This is a genomic window from Paenibacillus sp. FSL H3-0310 (assembly GCF_038002785.1).
Taxonomy (GTDB): Bacteria; Bacillota; Bacilli; order Paenibacillales; family Paenibacillaceae; genus Paenibacillus_AQ; species Paenibacillus_AQ odorifer.
Map to the genome: position 1 here is coordinate 631,616 of NZ_JBBODC010000001.1, position 17,938 is coordinate 649,553.

The 17,938-nt window shown below is 45.6% G+C and carries 14 protein-coding genes; 13 read left to right on the forward strand and 1 reads right to left on the reverse strand.

The genetic code is table 11. The features are described from left to right. The first annotated feature begins 94 nt into the window (after positions 1-94). The 5 genes from MHH63_RS02945 (at position 95) to MHH63_RS02965 (ending at position 7,241) form a co-directional block, all read left to right on the forward strand. Entirely contained in the window at positions 95-1,759 is a 1,665-nt protein-coding gene (locus MHH63_RS02945; RefSeq protein WP_076129181.1) for an extracellular solute-binding protein, read from the forward strand. 183 nt (positions 1,760-1,942) lie between these two features. After that, positions 1,943-2,848 carry an ABC transporter permease gene (locus MHH63_RS02950; RefSeq protein WP_036679607.1) on the forward strand — a complete coding sequence of 302 codons (906 nt, stop codon included), beginning with the start codon at positions 1,943-1,945 and terminating at the stop codon, positions 2,846-2,848. Positions 2,849-2,867: 19 nt separating this feature from the next. Next, a complete protein-coding gene (locus tag MHH63_RS02955; RefSeq protein ID WP_340394556.1) occupies positions 2,868-3,755 on the forward strand; it encodes a carbohydrate ABC transporter permease in 888 nt (295 codons plus the stop codon). Positions 3,756-3,838: 83 nt separating this feature from the next. After that, on the forward strand, positions 3,839-5,602 hold the full coding sequence (locus MHH63_RS02960) for a sensor histidine kinase (RefSeq protein ID WP_248549542.1): 1,764 nt from the start codon (positions 3,839-3,841) through the stop codon (positions 5,600-5,602). After that, on the forward strand, positions 5,580-7,241 hold the full coding sequence (locus MHH63_RS02965; RefSeq protein WP_076281909.1) for a response regulator transcription factor: 1,662 nt from the start codon (positions 5,580-5,582) through the stop codon (positions 7,239-7,241). Before MHH63_RS02960 ends, MHH63_RS02965 begins: the two co-directional genes overlap by 23 nt. A 78-nt stretch (positions 7,242-7,319) precedes the next feature. Here MHH63_RS02965 and MHH63_RS02970 read toward each other — a convergent pair whose 3' ends face one another. Further along, positions 7,320-8,147 (reverse strand): TerC family protein, encoded by an 828-nt coding sequence (locus tag MHH63_RS02970; RefSeq protein ID WP_036679597.1) that lies wholly within the window; start codon positions 8,145-8,147, stop codon positions 7,320-7,322. A gap of 662 nt (positions 8,148-8,809) precedes the next feature. Between MHH63_RS02970 and nifB the strand changes: the two genes are divergently transcribed. From nifB to MHH63_RS03010, 8 genes are all read left to right on the forward strand, one after another. Beyond that, positions 8,810-10,186 (forward strand): nitrogenase cofactor biosynthesis protein NifB, encoded by a 1,377-nt coding sequence (gene nifB / locus MHH63_RS02975; RefSeq protein WP_340394555.1) that lies wholly within the window; start codon positions 8,810-8,812, stop codon positions 10,184-10,186. Positions 10,187-10,189: 3 nt separating this feature from the next. Next, positions 10,190-11,059: a nitrogenase iron protein gene (gene nifH, locus MHH63_RS02980; protein WP_235219430.1), complete on the forward strand. Its 870-nt coding sequence runs from the start codon at positions 10,190-10,192 to the stop codon at positions 11,057-11,059. A gap of 75 nt (positions 11,060-11,134) precedes the next feature. Further along, on the forward strand, positions 11,135-12,598 hold the full coding sequence (gene nifD / locus MHH63_RS02985) for a nitrogenase molybdenum-iron protein alpha chain (protein WP_076129186.1): 1,464 nt from the start codon (positions 11,135-11,137) through the stop codon (positions 12,596-12,598). Beyond that, positions 12,595-14,136, forward strand: a complete 1,542-nt coding sequence (gene nifK, locus MHH63_RS02990; protein ID WP_076303286.1) for a nitrogenase molybdenum-iron protein subunit beta — start codon at positions 12,595-12,597, stop codon at positions 14,134-14,136. The genes nifD and nifK overlap by 4 nt, the downstream gene beginning before the upstream one ends. A gap of 161 nt (positions 14,137-14,297) precedes the next feature. Beyond that, positions 14,298-15,662 carry a nitrogenase iron-molybdenum cofactor biosynthesis protein NifE gene (nifE, locus tag MHH63_RS02995; RefSeq protein ID WP_076303287.1) on the forward strand — a complete coding sequence of 455 codons (1,365 nt, stop codon included), beginning with the start codon at positions 14,298-14,300 and terminating at the stop codon, positions 15,660-15,662. After that, positions 15,652-16,989 (forward strand): nitrogenase iron-molybdenum cofactor biosynthesis protein NifN, encoded by a 1,338-nt coding sequence (nifN, locus tag MHH63_RS03000; protein ID WP_341171196.1) that lies wholly within the window; start codon positions 15,652-15,654, stop codon positions 16,987-16,989. The genes nifE and nifN overlap by 11 nt, the downstream gene beginning before the upstream one ends. Further along, a complete protein-coding gene (gene nifX / locus MHH63_RS03005) occupies positions 16,955-17,359 on the forward strand; it encodes a nitrogen fixation protein NifX (protein ID WP_076146356.1) in 405 nt (134 codons plus the stop codon). Before nifN ends, nifX begins: the two co-directional genes overlap by 35 nt. After that, complete coding sequence (locus MHH63_RS03010) at positions 17,343-17,909, forward strand: DUF269 domain-containing protein (RefSeq protein WP_076146353.1); 567 nt, start codon at positions 17,343-17,345, stop codon at positions 17,907-17,909. Before nifX ends, MHH63_RS03010 begins: the two co-directional genes overlap by 17 nt. The last annotated feature ends 29 nt before the right edge of the window (positions 17,910-17,938 follow it).

The following is a 17,938-nucleotide window of genomic DNA, read 5'->3' on the forward strand; positions in this document are numbered from 1 at the left end:
TAAAGAAAAGATACCGAATGTAAACGGTTCACACTCGCTGTGTTAACGCTTTCTTCTTACAATTAGGATATAGAAAATAAGGGAGGTTCAATAGATGAAAAGAAAGATTAAAGGCTTGCCTTTAATGGCATCGGCCATTGTTTTATCATTAGTTTTCAGTGGTTGCTCCAGCAATAATAGTGGAAACAGTAGTGGAAACAGTAGTAGTACCGCAGAGGGAAACACTAGTGCGCAAACGGAAATGGAAGGCGGCCCTTTAACCAAATATGATCCGCCGATCAAACTTCGCTCCACGATGAACGAAACAGGCAAAGAGACGTTGGCGCAGGGCGATACACATTCCAATAACATCTGGACCAGAGGATACGAGGAAGAGCTTGGGATTAAAGTGTCCTATGACTGGATTGTGGCTGATGCTAACTATAACGATAAAATGAATGTTACCTTGGCGAGCGGGGATTTACCTGATTTGTTAAAGGTGTCCACGGTGCAATTCGAGCAGCTTTATGAAGCTGGCATGTTGGAGGATTTGACCGGGGTATTTGATAAATATGCTTCGGATCTTGTCAAAGAATATTACGCTGAAGAGGACGGAGCAGGGCTTAAGCCGGTTACGAAAGATGGAAAACTGATGGCGATGGTAAGCTTCCCGGGTTCGCTGGATTCCTCTGATATGATATGGATTCGAAAAGACTGGATGGACAAGCTGAATTTGGCAGAGCCAACATCCATGCAGGATATTATTAAGATTGCAGAAGACTTTACATTTAAAGATCCAGACGGAAATGGCAAACAGGATACTTACGGCATTTCGTTGAACAAGGACTTGCCAATCAATGCGTTTCTACTCGGGTACCATGCTTACCTGGAAACTTGGATCAAAAACGCCGATGGCGAGGTTGTGAATGGTACGATTCAACCGGAGGTAAAGGCTGGACTTGCGGAGCTGCAAAGATTGTATAAAGAAGGAGTCATTGATCCAGAGTTTGGAGTGAAAGACTTTGCCAAAGCGATGGAGGATGTGAATGCTGGTAAATCCGGTATGTTATTTTTGCCGCAATGGGCCCCTTTCCAAGTAAAGGACATGATTAAAAAGGATCAAAATGTTAACTGGGTGCCTTATCCAGTACAATCTATTGATGACCAACCTGCCAAAACCCAAAACCATCTTACAATTGGTGGCGTATTCGCGGTCCGTAAGGGCTACGAACATCCGGAGGCATTGATCAAGCTGCTTAACTTCCAAGCAGAGAAAATGTTTGGAGAGTCCGCTAAAACGGAACGGGCAAAATATTTGAACGGGGACACAGGTTTGGGCTTCCAAAATGCGGTTGTATCCAACCTGCCACCGAACAAAAATGTAAAGGCACAGGATGAAGTGGAAAAAGCCCTTGAATCGGGAGATACCTCAAACATGGGCCTTGAAGCTAAATTATTCTATGATGATATTCAAAGCTACCGCGGTGGAGATCTTGATAAATGGCATATGGAACGGATCTTTGGGCCGCTTAGCTCACAATCGGTTATCAAACACTACCGCGACAATGACTTGGTGTTGATGAATGAGTTCATTTATGCCCCAACTAAAACGATGAACAGCAAAGCGGCTACCTTGGATAAACTGCGTGCAGAGACCTTTGTCAAAATCATTTACGGAAGTCTTCCTATCGATGAATTCGACAAATTCGTAGCCAACTGGAAAAAGCTCGGTGGAGATCAAATAACGAAAGAAGTAAATGATATCGTAAAAGCAAACTAGTAAAAACGACGCAGAAGAGGACTGCCCCTAGTCATGATAATGACAAACGGGCAGTTCTTTTTTTGGCTGAACAGCTATTCGGTTCGATAACCAGGTCAACAAAAGATACTTAAAGTCAATACGCTACACTATTAAGGCAATTTGGGGCTGCTCTATAATTGAGATACAAGGAGGAGAAAGCATATGCACTTTAATACTAAGCAATTTCTACGTAATATTCCGCTCCATTTAATGATTTTACCTGCCTTAATAGTGATCATTATTTTTAGTTATATTCCGATGGCTGGCCTTGTAATTGCCTTCCAGAATTTTTCCCCGATCTCAGGGTTTAAGAATATGAACTGGACAGGGCTCGAAAACTTTCGTTATTTGTTTGAGCTTCCCGGTTTTGGTCAGGTCGTATGGAATACTGTATTTATCTCCGTCATGAAAATTATTGCTGGCCTGACCGTGCCAGTTATAGCGGCTTTATTGCTTAATGAGGTTCGTGTAAACGGCTTCAAACGTTCGATTCAGACGATTATTTATATGCCGCACTTTTTCTCATGGGTTATCTTGGGCGGGATTATCGTAGATGTACTGTCTCCGAGCAGCGGGATTGTCAACATGCTTTTAAAAGCACTAGGCATGCAGCCTATTCAATTTCTAGCGGACAATAGCTGGTTCCCATACGTACTAGTGATCACAGATCAATGGAAGGAGTTTGGATTCGGGACGATCATTTATTTGGCGGCTTTAACCAGCATTGACTCCTCCCTTTATGAAGCTGCTGTAATCGATGGTGCCGGAAGATGGAAGCAGACCTGGCATATTACGCTTCCGGGCATTCGCCCGATTATGATCCTGATGCTTACACTCAGCCTTGGCAACGTCCTGAATGGGGGATTTGACCAAGTGTTCAACCTGTACAATCCGCTAGTGTATGAATCAGGTGATATTTTGGACACGATGATTTACCGAATTGGTCTACAGGATGCTCAGTACTCTGTATCGACCGCACTAGGATTGATAAAATCGGTAGTTTCCTTCGTATTTATCGGGCTGGGTTATTATCTGGCGTATCGTTTTGCTAAATATCGGATTTTTTAGAGAGAAAGGAGTGGACTAAATGCACCATACTTCAACTGCTTATCGTTGGTTTCTCCGCTGCAATTATGTATTTCTGACTTTGCTCGCAGTGCTTTGTCTTTTTCCGATCGTGAACATTCTGGCGATCTCCTTTAGCTCCAGCGCAGCTGTTAACGCGGGTAGCGTAACCTTCTGGCCTGTGGATTTCACTCTTTCTTCCTATAAATATATCCTTCAGAACAACCAGTTCATTCACTCCTTTGGAACTAGCCTGCTCCGGGTAGTGCTTGGCGTATCCGTTAACCTGTTGTTTACGATTCTAGTAGCTTATCCGCTGTCTAAAGAGGCAAAGTCCTTCCGCTCACGGACCGTGTATGCCTGGGTTTTTGTGTTCACGATGCTCTTTAGTGGGGGTCTGATTCCTGGTTATTTAATTGTAAAAGAAATGGGGCTGCTGGATAGCATCTGGTCGCTTGTTATACCGGGCGCGGTGCCGATCTTTAATGTTCTGCTTATGCTCAATTTCTTCAGAGGTTTGCCCAAAGAATTGGAGGAAGCCGCATGGATGGATGGCGCGGGACACTTACGCACGTTATGGAGTGTGTATCTGCCGGTATCTATGCCAAGTATTGCGACCATTACGTTGTTCGCTTTGGTGGGTCACTGGAATGCATGGTTCGATGGTATGATTTATATGAGAAGCCCGGAACATTATCCGCTGGCCACCTATTTACAATCCATACTTCAGCAGGTGTCGATCCAGACCGAAAATATTACTTTTGAACAAGCTGCGTTATTAAACCAAATCTCAGACCGTACAACGCAAGCCTCCCAGATCTTCTTGTCTATCATTCCTATCCTGGCGATTTATCCGTTCCTGCAAAGATATTTTGTGCATGGACTAGTCGTGGGTAGTGTAAAGGGTTAAACTGGACTGGACCTAAAAATAAGAAGGAGCCTGAACATGGCTCCTTCTTTATTATTATTCGATAGAAGAGGGAGAAAATTCCAATGAAATCATTCTCCATCGGGTGGAACCCCGATTCCATTGTGATCAAGCTGATCGGAGCTTTCCTATTGGTCATGCTTCCACTCTGCGCGCTGAGTATATCTATTACCTACTATAGCTCCAACCAAATGCAAGCTGAAGTGGAGAGGGCGAACGAATCGAAGGTTCATTTTTACTACAGCCATCTTGAATTTGAGCTGCAACGGATAACGGGCTTAGTCACGGAGTACTCTCAGGATGAAACGCTGGCTACCTTCAGTACCCGTATTCCAATTATGAGCCGGTACGAAGTGGATTCTAATCTGAACAATATATACACCAAGCTAAAACAAATCAAAGAAACCAGTCCTTATATTAGTGATGTTGTGTATTATGTCCCGGAAATTAATAAGCGGGTTAGCGCTGCGGTGGGGGTTAGGGATGTCACCAACGAGGAATGGCAAAATCTGCTGGCCACTATGGGTAATCTGAAGGGTGCTTTATCTAAATACGAAGACGACTTATATTTACTGCGTAGTAATCCTTATAACCTGGATCGCAATCTTTCACCTAATTTTTTGCTGGGAGTGAAGCTTTCCTCACCTGAGCTTGAGTTGCGTTTGAAAGAATTTGCGGTATCAGGGGGGAGCGATATTACGTTAGCCTTCGGCAATAACGATTATGTGATATCAACTTCTGACCAGAAGCCTAGGTTGTTTCCCATAGAGAAACCTCTAAATAGTGAAGAGACCGTAAGTGTGCAGCGGTATCGTTTTGATAATTCTTTTTACTATTCGCTCTACGATCACAGCAATAACTTTAGGCTGACCGCAAATATTCCCAACACGGTGCTCATGAAGCCGATTCAAGTCTACTCATTGCTGCTGTGGCTGTTGTTCGTTGTCTCGATAGTGATCATTATCTTGTTCTCTTTATGGACGTACAGGATGATTCATCGCCCGATGTCTATTCTTATCAGAGGGTTTAAGAAAGCGGAGCAGGGGCAGACGGGGATCTTTATTACTCACTCCCGCAGGGATGAGTTTGGGTATCTATATTCTCGTTTCAATGAGATGCTTAAGCATCTGAATACGTTAATCGATGAGAACTACGTGCAGCGTATCCGGACAGGGGAAGCGGAGCTTAAACATTTACAATCGCAGATCACCCCTCATTTTCTCTACAACAGTCTATTTAGCATAAAACAGATGGCTGAGGTGGAAAATGTAGAGCTGATCAAGGAGTTCTCTGATTATTTAGGGCAATATTTTCGGTACATGACCCGGGATTCCGCCCAGGAGGTTACTTTGCAGCAAGAGCAGGAGCATGCTTTGGTCTATCTGGCTATACAGCGGATTCGTTTTGGAGCGAGAATTAGAGCTGAAGTGGATGAGATTGCAGCGGATTGCCGGGACATCAAAGTCCCACGGGTTCTCCTGCAGCCCATCATTGAAAATGTATTCGAGCATGGGCTTAAGCAAAAAAGCAGCAATGGCCTATTAAAAATGAGTTATGAAAAAGTTGAGCATACGCTGACTATTATAATAGAAGATAACGGTGACTCACTTAGTGAGGACAAGTTAAATCTCTTGCAGCGCCAGTTCTCCGAGCAGAATGCCATTCAGGGGGAGATCACGGGTTTATTAAATGTAAATCAGAGATTGAGGATCAAATTTGGTTCCCCTTATGGCTTGATGGCAGAGAGAAGCAGTTTGGGCGGACTTTGTGTAAGAGTCAATTTACCGCTTAAAGGGGACGTGCAGGATGCAACGAATGATGATAGTTGATGATGAGCCTAATATTTTGGATGGGCTGTACGAATTTTTTGTAAAGGCAGATTTTAAAGATTTGGAGATCATAAAGGTTCATTCAGCGGATCATGCCATAGACTGGCTTAATACCGTAAAAATAGATATTGTGCTTAGTGACATCTGTATGCCAGGTATGGATGGGATGGCGTTAATTCAGGAAATTGTCGACCGCTGGCCACGTTGTAAAGTAATTCTGCTGACAGGACATAATGAATTCGATTTTGCCCATCAGGCGATCCGAAATCCATGTGTAGTTGACTATTTATTGAAGACAGAGGGGATGGATAAAATTCGTGCCGCTGTGGAGCTGACTTTGGAGAAAATATCTTCAGAAGAGGATTATTTCTATAAAAGCCAGTGGCTTCGCGACAAGCTCCCGCGCGCGCTGCCCCAGTTACAGCAGCAGTTATTACACGATATTCTAAGACGCACCGAACGGATAGACCGGCAGAGCTTGCAGGTTGAATTCGATGCCATTCAGCTCCCGTTCAAAGCGGATGGATCCGTCCTGCCTATTATTCTGCGGATGGAGGCTTGGCGAAATTATGAAACGGCTTCAGACCGGAGTTTAATTCGTTATGCGGTAGCCAATATTGCGGAGGAGCTGCTCAGCGACAAGGTTGAAGTTAAGGCTGTGGATCTGGATCCGGGGACGATAGCTTGTTTTGTTCAGCCTAAAAGTGAAAGTGTATCCTCAATCAAGGAAGAAGAGCTCTGGTTAAAAACGCTGCGCTTCGTCCACGGAACAATGGAATCCGTTCAGCAAGCCTGTGGCAAATGTCTGCAACTATCTGTGTCTATCATCGCCAGTGATCAGGAAGTGCATTGGCATGAGCTGAACTATGCCTTGAACCGTTTACGATTAGCTATTTTTGATAGCCCCGGACTTGGGATGGAAAAGCTGCTGAGGATAAATACCAAGGAAGTGAGCCCAAGTCCAGGTTCTATGCATAATCGAAATGCAACAGCGGAATTACTGCTCGACTATTTAAAACAACGGCTGCTTGAAGGTGATCTCGATTGGGGCACATCTTTTCGCAAATGGGTGGAGCTCTCGGGGGAAGGTGGGCCGGAGGATCCTTTTTTGAGATTAAGATTAATGTCTGGGATCAGTAACACCCTGCTGCAGACTTTACAAGAGTTAGGTTTAACGGAAAAAGCACATAGCGGTATGAATTTATCACGCATGTTATATTTTAATATCAATACACACTGGTCGGATGTCATCTCTTTTTATCACACGTTTTTTGAATGGATTATCTCGAACAGAAGCGCTACCTATAAACATGATGAATCGAATATCCTGTCCATGATCCACCAATATATTAAATCCCATCTGGCTGATGATTTGTCCTTAACCCGGATTGCGCAGGAAGTCTCACTTAATCCGTCCTATCTGTCACGCTGGTATAAAAGAACGACAGGGAAGGGGATTTCTGATTATATTCTGGAGAAAAAAGTGGAGCTGAGTAAGGAGCTGCTGCTTGGAACTGCTCTAAAAATGCACGAGATCTCCGGCCAGCTCGGGTTTAGTGATCAGCACTATTTTTTTCGATTCTTCAAAAAAACCGTTGGCTGTACGCCGCAGGAATATCGAGAGCAAAAACGAGGATAAATAACCATACCCCGAAAGACGGGCACCTGTTCAGAAGGTGCATCTTTCGGGGTATTGTTTGTGGCTGTATTTTAACGATTATTTACCGAGTTGTTTGTCTACTTCTCGAACCGGATTCTCGCCAACATTCTCTTCAACCTTGTGGCTACTCATAAACCAGCCGATTACAGCGATGAGTACGAGCACAACGTAGAAGGTGGCTTTCCACCAGGTACTATGAGCGAAATCTTCGGACAGAACACCAAGTGAAGGGTGCGCCAATGTAATGACTGACAGCTTAACACCCACCCAACCTACGATAAAGAAGGCTGCAATTTCAAGTCCTGGACGGGAATGCAGCAGCTTAACGAAGAAGGAAGCTGCGAAACGCATAATGACCAGACCGATAAATCCACCGGCAAAGATGACGAGGAATTGTCCGCCATCAAGGCCTCCGATTTTTGGAAGACCACTTGCAGGAAGAGCAACCGCGAGTGCAACTGCGGCTAGGATGGAATCGACCGCGAAGGCGATGTCAGCAACTTCTACCTTCAGAACAGTAAACCAAAAGCTGGATTTCTTTTTATTGACCGCACCGTCAGTGCCGCTTTCAGCAGCTTCATCTGTGACGGGCTTCTTAAACAACAGTTTTCGGAAAATATGATTACCCGCGATAAATAATAAATAAATCGCGCCGATGGCTTGTACTTGCCAGATATCGACCAGATAGGAGATGACAAATAGCGAACCGAATCGGAACACGAAGGCCCCCGCTAATCCGTAAAACAACGCTTTTTTTCTTTCCTCATCAGGAAGGTGCTTAACCATAATTGCCAATACCAATGCGTTATCTGCGGCGAGTAGTCCCTCTAGTGCTACCAGAACAAGCAATACCCAACCGTACTCTAATAATAATCCCCAATCCATTACTGTTGTCCTCCCTTTTTGAATGCGAATATCTACCAAAAGATATCTACCCTACCATTTTAACCAAATTTATATAAAAAAGACCTTTACCAAACAGATTAGCCTTTGGAATAAAGGTCTAACCTGATTGGTAAAGGTCTCGCTAACAATGTGAATTGCCAATAAAGCCGGAGAATATCCTCATATTCTCGTATTGACGACTTTATTTAACAGCTACTCCCCTTTACGGGATATATTAAATTTTTAAGATTATTCAATGTGTTCTTGCCTAAAGAGATCATATACGAGATGAAAGTCATTGTCAATAAAAGTTGCAGAAATAAATGGATTCTATCTTTTAAGAATCCTTAAAATGGCCAGAAACATGACATGATGACGGAGAATCAACAGAGATCGAATAAAATGGAAACGGAAACATGATAGATATAGGTTATATAAACTAACATTTAATATGACGAAACTGCAAACATAAGGAAAAACAAGACTTAAAAAGGGAAAAATCGATTGACGATGTAAGTTGATGAAAATATGATGAAACTAATCAAAGCAATCAAGCGAGAACTATGTTAACTAAAATTACATCAGTTGTTCTATCAGAGTTAGTTTTACTGCGAAGAAGTACTAGTAGTTCATGGTGCATAAAATTTTTAGGAGGTGGGGAAATGCCGCAGGCGTCATCGAGGTTATCCATTGAAGCAGAGGAGGAGCTCAGCCGCCATCCCTGCTACAGTGAGGAAGCTCATCGTTTTTTTGCTAGGATGCACATCCCGGTTGCTCCCGCCTGTAACATCCAATGTAATTACTGCAACCGGAAATTCGATTGTGTGAATGAAAGCAGGCCTGGTGTAGTTAGTGAAGTGCTAACTCCAGAGCAAGCTGAACGCAAAGTGAAAGGTGTAGCCGCACAGCTGATGCAACTGTCGGTAGTTGGGATTGCAGGTCCGGGTGATCCGCTGGCTAATCCAGAACGAACATTTGACACGTTCGAACGAGTCAAGCGGCAGGTCCCTGATGTTACCCTTTGCCTGAGTACTAATGGATTGACCCTTTACAGGCATGTAGACGCCATACTAGCGCTAGGTATCCGTCATGTCACGATCACCATCAATGCCATTGATCCCAATGTGGGCCGTGAAATTTATCCATGGGTTATTGACGAAGGGATCCGGTACGAAGGACAAGAAGCAGCGGAGCTGCTGATCAGCCGCCAGCTTCAAGGTTTGGAGCTGCTGGCACAGCAAGGCGTTCTTGTTAAAGTTAATTCCGTTATGATTCCAGGGGTCAATGATCATCATCTCCCTGAAGTATCGCGAACAGTTAAAGCGCTCGGGGCAACTCTGCATAATGTGACGCCTTTAATTATCGCACCGGGAAGTCAGTATGAACGGGATGGGCGCAAGGCGCCGCGCCCTAAAGAACTGCACAACCTGCAGGAAGTGCTTGGGCGCGAAGGGATGAAGGTCATGCGCCATTGTCGGCAATGCCGTGCTGATGCCATTGGGCTGCTAGGTCAGGATCGTAATCAGGATTTTATATTAGAAAAGATGGATGCAAATCCAGTTATTAATGAGCAAGCTAGAGCGCTCTTTCAACGTGAACTCGATGCCAAAATCCGTCAGCGTGTCAAAGCCAAAGAGCTAAGGCAGAACTCTATCCAGCAAGGGCAGCACACCACTAAAGTCGCTGTTGCTACACGTGGTGGGGATAAGGTCAATCAACATTTTGGCCACGCGACAGAGTTCATGGTTTATGAAACGGATGGAATAAGCGTGAAACTGCTAGGTATCAGAAAGATTCAGGCCTATTGCCACGGTAAAGCGGATTGTAATGGGGATAAGAATGCCACGTTACAAGAAATTATTTCTATATTACAGGACTGTCAAATATTGCTCTGTTCTGGTATTGGCGATGTCCCTCGCGCCAGCTTAAATAAAGCCGGAGTATTGCCTCTGGTGCGTAAAGGTGAAATACAGGATGCGATTCTCGAAAGTGTGAAGATCAGCTCTTATTTTGAAAATATATCGATTTCGAAGGGATGATGAATGATGAGACAAATAGCTTTTTACGGTAAGGGCGGTATCGGTAAATCCACAACTTCGCAGAACACTTTGGCGCAGCTCGCCACTAAATTTGGTCAAAAAACAATGATTGTAGGCTGTGATCCTAAAGCGGACTCCACACGGCTGATTTTGAACACTAAAGCTCAGAATTCAGTGCTCCAATTGGCTGCAGAAAGAGGAACGGTTGAGGATTTGGAGCTCGAGGATGTAGTTCAGTTGGGATATGGCGACATTCTTAATGTGGAGTGTGGTGGACCTGAACCGGGTGTGGGTTGTGCCGGCCGCGGGATTATTACAGCTATTAATTTTTTGGAGCAGCAAGGGGCTTATGAAGGATTGGATTTTGTATCCTATGACGTACTTGGTGACGTGGTATGTGGTGGATTTGCAATGCCGATCCGTGAGAATAAAGCACAGGAAATTTATATCGTATGCTCCGGGGAAATGATGGCTATGTATGCGGCCAATAACATTGCGCGCGGAATTCTAAAGTATGCCAACAGCGGTGGCGTAAGATTGGGCGGTCTGATCTGCAACAGTCGTAATACGGACCGTGAGGATGAGCTCATTATGGAGCTGGCACGCCGTTTGAATACGCAAATGATCCATTTTGTCCCGCGGAATAATGTGGTTCAGCATGCAGAGCTGAGAAGAATGACCGTGGCCCAATATAATCCTCATCATCAGCAAGCGAGAGAATATGAGATTTTGGCAGAAAAGATCCTGAATAACAATATGATGACAATCCCGACCCCGATTTCTATGGAAGAGCTGGAGGATTTACTCATGGAATTTGGTGTGATTGAGGATGAAGAGACGGCGCTGAAAAAGCTGAAGGCATCTGGCCAATAATTAGGTTCGTCCGGTGAACAGGAGTGGAGAGACGGCTGTTCACCGGATCACTCTGAGGGATGAGGAGGGTTCAGAATGGGGCTTAATATCGAAGATAACCAAAAGATGCTCGAAGAGATTCTTGAGGCTTACCCGGAAAAGGCACGGAAGGATCGTCAGAAGCATTTTGAAATCAATAATGAAGAGTTAATAAACTGTGGCAAATGCGCCATCAAATCGAATATGAAGTCCCGTCCGGGGGTTATGACCCAAAGAGGATGTGCTTATGCCGGTTCGAAGGGCGTGGTCTGGGGCCCGATCAAGGATATGGTGCATATCAGCCATGGTCCTGTAGGTTGTGGGCAATATAGCTGGGGAACAAGACGGAATTATGCCAACGGAACACTGGGCATTGATAACTTTACGGCTATGCAGGTGACGAGTGATTTTCAGGAGACAGATATTGTATTTGGCGGTGACAAGAAGCTTGAAGTCATTTGCCGTGAAATTAAAGAAATGTTCCCACTGGCTAAAGGAATTTCGATCCAATCAGAGTGTCCTGTGGGGCTAATCGGAGACGATATTGAAGCGGTGTCCAAAAAAATGTCTATCGAGCTAGGTATCCCGATCATTCCCGTTCGTTGTGAAGGGTTCCGTGGGGTTAGCCAATCCTTGGGTCATCATATTGCTAACGATGCGATCCGTGATTTTCTGATGGGGAAGAAGGAGCTTGCGGAATGTGGTCCTTACGATATTAATATTATCGGAGATTATAACATCGGTGGGGACGCTTGGGCTTCACGCATTTTACTGGAGGAAATGGGTCTGCGTGTAATTGCGCAGTGGTCTGGGGATGGAACCATCAATGAATTGGCGATCGCGCATAAGGCGAAGCTTAATCTGATTCACTGTCATCGCTCCATGAACTATATGGTAACGACGATGGAGAAAGCATATGGGATTCCTTGGCTGGAATACAACTTTTTCGGGCCGACCAAAACCGCTGAAAGCCTTCGAGCCATCGCCGCAAGGTTTGATGAATATATTCAGGAAAACTGCGAGAAAGTCATCGCTAAGTACACGCCACAAATGGAGGCGATAATCTCTAAATTTAAACCCCGGCTGGAAGGTAAAAAGGTCATGCTGCTGGTAGGCGGATTACGTGCCCGCCATACACTGGGGGCTTATGAGGATCTGGGGATGGAGGTAGTGGGCACAGGTTATGAGTTCGCTCACAAGGATGATTACGAGAAGACATTTCCTGAACTTCCGGAAGGCACTATTATTTACGATGATCCAACCGCTTACGAGCTGGAAGAGCTTGCGCAAAGACTTGATATTGATCTGATGGGCTCGGGTGTGAAGGAGAAATATGTGTATCACAAGATGGGTATTCCTTTCCGGCAAATGCACTCTTGGGATTATAGTGGTCCTTACCATGGCTATGATGGGTTTAAGATTTTTGCTAAGGACATGGACATGACCATTAACAGCCCAGTGTGGAGCTTGATCAATTCAGGGAAAACAGGATCACTCCCTAAAAAGGAGGCGGGCGTATGAAGGACAAACTGGAGATCCCAGATTACAATACATTATTTCAAACTGAACCCTATGTGAAGCAACGTGAAGGGAAAAAAGCATTCGAGGCACCCTGCAGTGAGCAAGAGACAGCAGAAGCATTAGCCTACTCGAAGTCGTCTGAATATAAAGATAAGAATTTTGCCCGCACCTCACTGGTAGTTAATCCTCATAAAGCATGCCAGCCCCTAGGAGCCTTGATGGCTGCGCTGGGATTCGAAAAAACTCTGCCGTTTATACATGGCTCTCAAGGCTGCACTGCGTATTTTCGTAGTCATTTAAGCCGTCATTTCAAGGAGCCGACCCCCGCAGTTTCTTCCTCTATGACAGAAGATGGTGCGGTGTTTGGAGGGATGAACAATCTTATTGATGGTCTTGAAAATAGTGTGGCGCTCTATAAGCCAGAGATGATAGCTGTATCCACTACATGTATGGCTGAGGTTATAGGGGATGATCTGCAGGCGTTTATATCCAATGCCCGCCAGAAGGGTGCAATTTCGAACGAAATTCCAGTGCCCTACGCCAACACGCCAAGCTTTTCCGGATCACATATTACAGGTTACGATTCCATGTTAAAGTCTATCCTCAGTACCTTGTTCATCCGCTCTGGGATTGAAGCTACCCCTGGCAGTGGAGAGGGAACTGGAGAGAAGCTGAATGTCATTTTAGGGTTTGAGCCTTATACGGGGAATTTTGCGGAAATTCGAAAAATCCTTGCCGCGTTTGATACAGGCTACACCTTCCTTGGTGATCACAGCGGCAATTTTGATTCCCCGGCTACAGGTGAATATTCCTATTATTATGGGGGAACGAAGCTGGCGGATGTGCCGAAGGCAGCTAATGCGTTGGGTACTCTTTCACTTCAGAAATATTCTGTCAAAAAAACGTTGGAATACATCAGCGGCACATGGAAACAACAGACCGTTGCGATGTCGACTCCGCTGGGCATTCATGCGACAGATCGGCTAATAGAGTCTATCAGTGAATTAACGGGATTGCCCATTCCGCCTGAGCTTGTGGAAGAACGTGGCCGGGTAGTGGATGCTTTACTCGATAGCCACCCTTATCTGCATGGCAAACGAGTGGCTTTAGTTGGCGATCCGGATTTGCTGATCGGCCTGATTGAATTCTGTCTGGAAGTCGGTATAGAGCCTATTCATATTGTGTGCTCTAATGGGGAAAACGGATTTAAAGAAGAAGCGAAAGCTCTGCTTGCTGCCAGCCCCTACGGAGCAGAAACAACGGTTCATATCGGAAATGATTTGTGGCATATGCGCTCTCTGCTGATTGATGATCCTGTGGATCTGGCCATTGGAAGCTCTCATCTTAAATTTGCTGCCAAAGATGCCGACGTTCCTTTGATCCGTGTAGGCTTCCCTGTCTTTGACCGCCATCATCTGCATCGTTATCCGATTATCGGTTATCAAGGTGCCTTGAACCTGTTAACTACTATAGTAAATACAATTCTGCAGGGGTTGGATGAGGATTCATCTGGCTTCAACCACGATCTTGTTCGTTAGTAGGAGAACGTTAAGCCGAATCGTATACTTCCGATTCATTCCCTCGTCCTCATACGGAGCCGAGCGTTGGGGAGCGGCCGGAAGTGCAATATTTATCGTAGTGACACTGAATAATTGAGCATTTTAAGCGTAAGGAGTATTCAGTTACGGGAGGTGGTACGATGGAGTCCATCAGAAACGATGTATCCGACGCGCAAGCTTGCGGGAGCTTAACTCCGAAATCGAAACCATGTCCACGCCCCAAGCCGGGCGAAGCGGCTGGGGGCTGCTCCTTTGACGGAGCCCAAATCACGCTGCTGCCGATCATGGATGCTGCGCATCTTGTCCATGGGCCGGCTGCTTGTGCCGGGAATAGCTGGGAAAGTAGAGGGGCTTTGTCAAGCGGGCCATCACTTTCACAATACGGTTTCACTACAGATCTCAACGATAACGATATTATTTTTGGCGGAGAAAAGAAACTCAAAGATAGCATTGACTATATTGCCGGGCGCTTTATGCCTCCGGCAATATTTGTATATGCGACCTGTGTGACAGCATTGATTGGCGAGGATTTGGATGCGGTATGCAAGGAAGCGGCAGGCAGATTGGGACTTCCTGTGATCCCCGTGAACAGCCCCGGATTCGTAGGCAGTAAGAATCTCGGAAATCGGCTGGCTGGAGAAGCGCTGCTACAATATGTCATTGGCACAGGTGAACCAGAAATGGAGACTCCTTTAGGTGTGAATTTGATTGGGGAGTACAATATCGCGGGTGAAATCTGGGATATCGAGAAATTAATGAAGAGTGTTGGAATTACGCTAATGTCCAGAATTACAGGGGATGCAAGATATAAGGAAATTACATGGGCACATCATGCAAAAGTGAATATGGTTGTGTGCAGCCGTGCATTGTTAGGTCTGGCAAAAGAAATGGAGGCAAGATACCACATTCCTTATTTCGAAGGCTCCTTCTATGGGGCCAAGGAGACAACTTATTCCTTACGTCAAATGGCTTATTTGCTGAATGACCGTGAGATGGAGCGGCGTGTGGATCGGTTGACGGAACGAGAGGAAAGCAGACTGATTCAGGAGCTGCGGCCCTACCGCAAGCTGCTTAAAGGAAAGAAAGCAGTTCTCTATACGGGTGGAGTAAAAAGCTGGTCGATTATTTCCGCACTGAAGGAGTTAGGCGTTCAGGTGGTAGGTGTAGGCACGAACAAAAGCACGGAAGATGATATACGGCGTATAGCGGATCGTGTTGGTGATGACACCGAATATATCCCGGAGGGCGGGGCAAGCCGAATTATCAAAACCGTCCGGGATCGTAAGGCAGATATTATGATTGCTGGCGGACGGAATATGTATGTGGCAATGAAAGAGCAGATTCCGTTTATCGATATTAATCAAGAAAGACACAAAGCCTATGCTGGTTACGAAGGTTTACTAAGGCTGGCTAAGGAGCTGACGTATTCTCTTGCTAATCCAATCTGGAAGCTGGCTGCCAGTGCCGCTCCCTGGGATAAGGAGGAACCTTCCTATGACCGTTAACAAAAGGAGTAAACCTACTTCAGTTAATCCAATCAAAATCGGTCAATCCCTTGGTTCCGTACTGGCATTTCAGGGCTGCTACAAGGCATTGCCTATTGTGCATGGTGCGCAAGGTTGTTCCGCATTTCCGAAGGCGCTGCTTACCCGGCATTTTCGCGAGCCTATAGCCGTACAGACCTCTGTTTTACAGGAGATGGATGTAATCTTTGATGCGAATCGTAATTTAGAGGAAGCTCTAAATACCATACTCAGTAAACACCGACCAGACATTATAGGCATTATTGGGACTGAGCTGACGGATGTGGCTGGAGTGGATTATCAATCCATGCTCAAGACCTATAAAAGGGAGCGGAACATGCGGGGTGGGCTTGCCTTTTCCGTCACCTTACCTGACTTTCGCGGTTCATTGGAATCGGGGTTCAGTTCTACCGTGGAGGCGATGCTTGATGAGATGATTCAGCAGGTAGGCCATCGGGGTTCAAGGAGTGTGAATTCACGTCAGATTACCCTCTTGCCGGGATCGTTTCTGACGCCGGGTGATGTGATGGAGCTGAAAGAAATGATATCCTCCTTCGGTTTTGAGGTAATCGCTGTACCTGATATATCGACCTCTTTGTCTGGGCATCTGCTGACAGGATTTTCACCGCTAACAAGAGGTGGGGTGCCTCTAGATTCGATGCTGCAAAGCTTGCATTCGGGTCTAACCCTTGCCATCGGCGGAAGTATGGAGCGTCCAGCTAGAAGACTGCATAATGCGCTGGGAACTCCCTACAAAGTATTCGAGAGTGCTATGGGGCTTAAAGCAACGGATGATATTTTGCAATTTCTGCATCAAATTAGCGGGGAGCCGGTACAGCTTCGTTATTGCTGGCAACGAGAGAATTTATTGGATAGCATGCTGGATGCTCATTTTCAATTTGCGGGAATGTCTGCACTTGTTGCGCTGGAGCCAGACCATTTGTATACCGTATCTTCTTGGCTCGAAGAGCTGGGGGTGGAGCAAAAGGCCCTGGTCACTTCCTATGAAACTCCTTTGGTGGTTGAGATGGAACGAGAGGTATGGGTCGGTGATCTGGATGATGTTGAGTTTTTGGGTAAAGGTGCAGATTTATGGATCGGTAACTCACATGGGATAAATGGAGCGGCGCGGTTAGATGCAGCATTTATGGCGGCTGGATTTCCCGTTTGGAATGAGCTTGGTGCTTATATGGCCACTTCTGTAGGGTATCGGGGAGCGATGGAGTGGGCGAATAAAGCGGCGAATCTGTTAATGCGAAGGGAGGAGGAACATCGTGAAAGTAGCATTCGCTACAGAGGATGGAATTAGAGTGAATGCCCATTTTGGGCAGAGTCCGATGTTCGCAATTTATAAAGTTACCAAAAGTGGCGGGGAGCTTATAGATCTTCGTAAACTGCCAACGATTCTCAATCAGGATGAAGCAGGCAAAATAGAGAGTCGTCTGGAGGTGGTAGAGGATTGCACACTAATATTCATCATGCAGATTGGAGCCTCAGCAGCGGCAAGAGTCACACGTCGTAAAATTATGCCGGTAAAGGTTCCACCAGGCAGTCCTATTGATGAGCAAGTGAAGCGGATTGTTGAAATGCTACAGGGCAAACCACCGATGTGGCTAGCCAAGGTATTACATGCTGAAAATGAAGCGGAAGGGGCGAGTGTAGATGGATCCCATAGCTAATGAGAGTGCTGCATTAATGGGCCGGGTTGCTCCGGAAGCGGCAGTATTAAACCGCCGTAGTCGAACCACGGAGAAAGAGCTGGATAAAGATATAGCAAAGATGTTCATACGGCGGTTGTGTCAATTGCTTGATACAGAAGACTTTTTTGGAAGACATGCTTCTCTTTCACCACAGAAGAAGATCGAACGATTGTTTCTCGCTTCCCCTGAAGACAAGAACAAATCTGATTTTAACTGCGCGGTTTCTCCAAAAGTCCGTTTGCAGGTTCCTCTCTTGTTTCAGGCGGTGGCGGGCGTGATCGAGGAGAAGAGTGGGGTTCTGGTTCAGAGTTCATCTGAAATAAACGGGGAAGGATTTGGGCGTGCTCTTTTATATAGTGATCGGATTATTCTTGTGTTAAAAAGCTTGAGAGCAGGTTTTCCGTTTCCTTTTACCTCTGAGGAGAAAGTAATTCGCTACGGCGTTGCTTGTGTAGAAGAAGGGTTAGCCTTTATGGATAAATTTAATGAAATGACAGCTCTTTATGGAACGGATGGTCTGGAGGGTTAGATTCCAATGATGCAGCTCAGCCACAGGGA

What these genes read in the sequence shown, in the direction of transcription:
- nifE (WP_076303287.1), top strand. Translation starts at nt 14,298, where the DNA reads ATGGAGTCCATCAGAAACGATGTATCCGACGCGCAAGCTTGCGGGAGC.
- MHH63_RS02950 (WP_036679607.1), top strand. Translation starts at nt 1,943, where the DNA reads ATGCACTTTAATACTAAGCAATTTCTACGTAATATTCCGCTCCATTTA.
- MHH63_RS02960 (WP_248549542.1), top strand. Translation starts at nt 3,839, where the DNA reads ATGAAATCATTCTCCATCGGGTGGAACCCCGATTCCATTGTGATCAAG.
- MHH63_RS02970 (WP_036679597.1), bottom strand. Translation starts at nt 8,147, where the DNA reads ATGGATTGGGGATTATTATTAGAGTACGGTTGGGTATTGCTTGTTCTG.
- MHH63_RS02945 (WP_076129181.1), top strand. Translation starts at nt 95, where the DNA reads ATGAAAAGAAAGATTAAAGGCTTGCCTTTAATGGCATCGGCCATTGTT.
- MHH63_RS03010 (WP_076146353.1), top strand. Translation starts at nt 17,343, where the DNA reads ATGGATCCCATAGCTAATGAGAGTGCTGCATTAATGGGCCGGGTTGCT.
- MHH63_RS02955 (WP_340394556.1), top strand. Translation starts at nt 2,868, where the DNA reads ATGCACCATACTTCAACTGCTTATCGTTGGTTTCTCCGCTGCAATTAT.
- nifD (WP_076129186.1), top strand. Translation starts at nt 11,135, where the DNA reads ATGGGGCTTAATATCGAAGATAACCAAAAGATGCTCGAAGAGATTCTT.
- nifB (WP_340394555.1), top strand. Translation starts at nt 8,810, where the DNA reads ATGCCGCAGGCGTCATCGAGGTTATCCATTGAAGCAGAGGAGGAGCTC.
- nifH (WP_235219430.1), top strand. Translation starts at nt 10,190, where the DNA reads ATGATGAGACAAATAGCTTTTTACGGTAAGGGCGGTATCGGTAAATCC.
- nifN (WP_341171196.1), top strand. Translation starts at nt 15,652, where the DNA reads ATGACCGTTAACAAAAGGAGTAAACCTACTTCAGTTAATCCAATCAAA.
- MHH63_RS02965 (WP_076281909.1), top strand. Translation starts at nt 5,580, where the DNA reads ATGCAACGAATGATGATAGTTGATGATGAGCCTAATATTTTGGATGGG.
- nifK (WP_076303286.1), top strand. Translation starts at nt 12,595, where the DNA reads ATGAAGGACAAACTGGAGATCCCAGATTACAATACATTATTTCAAACT.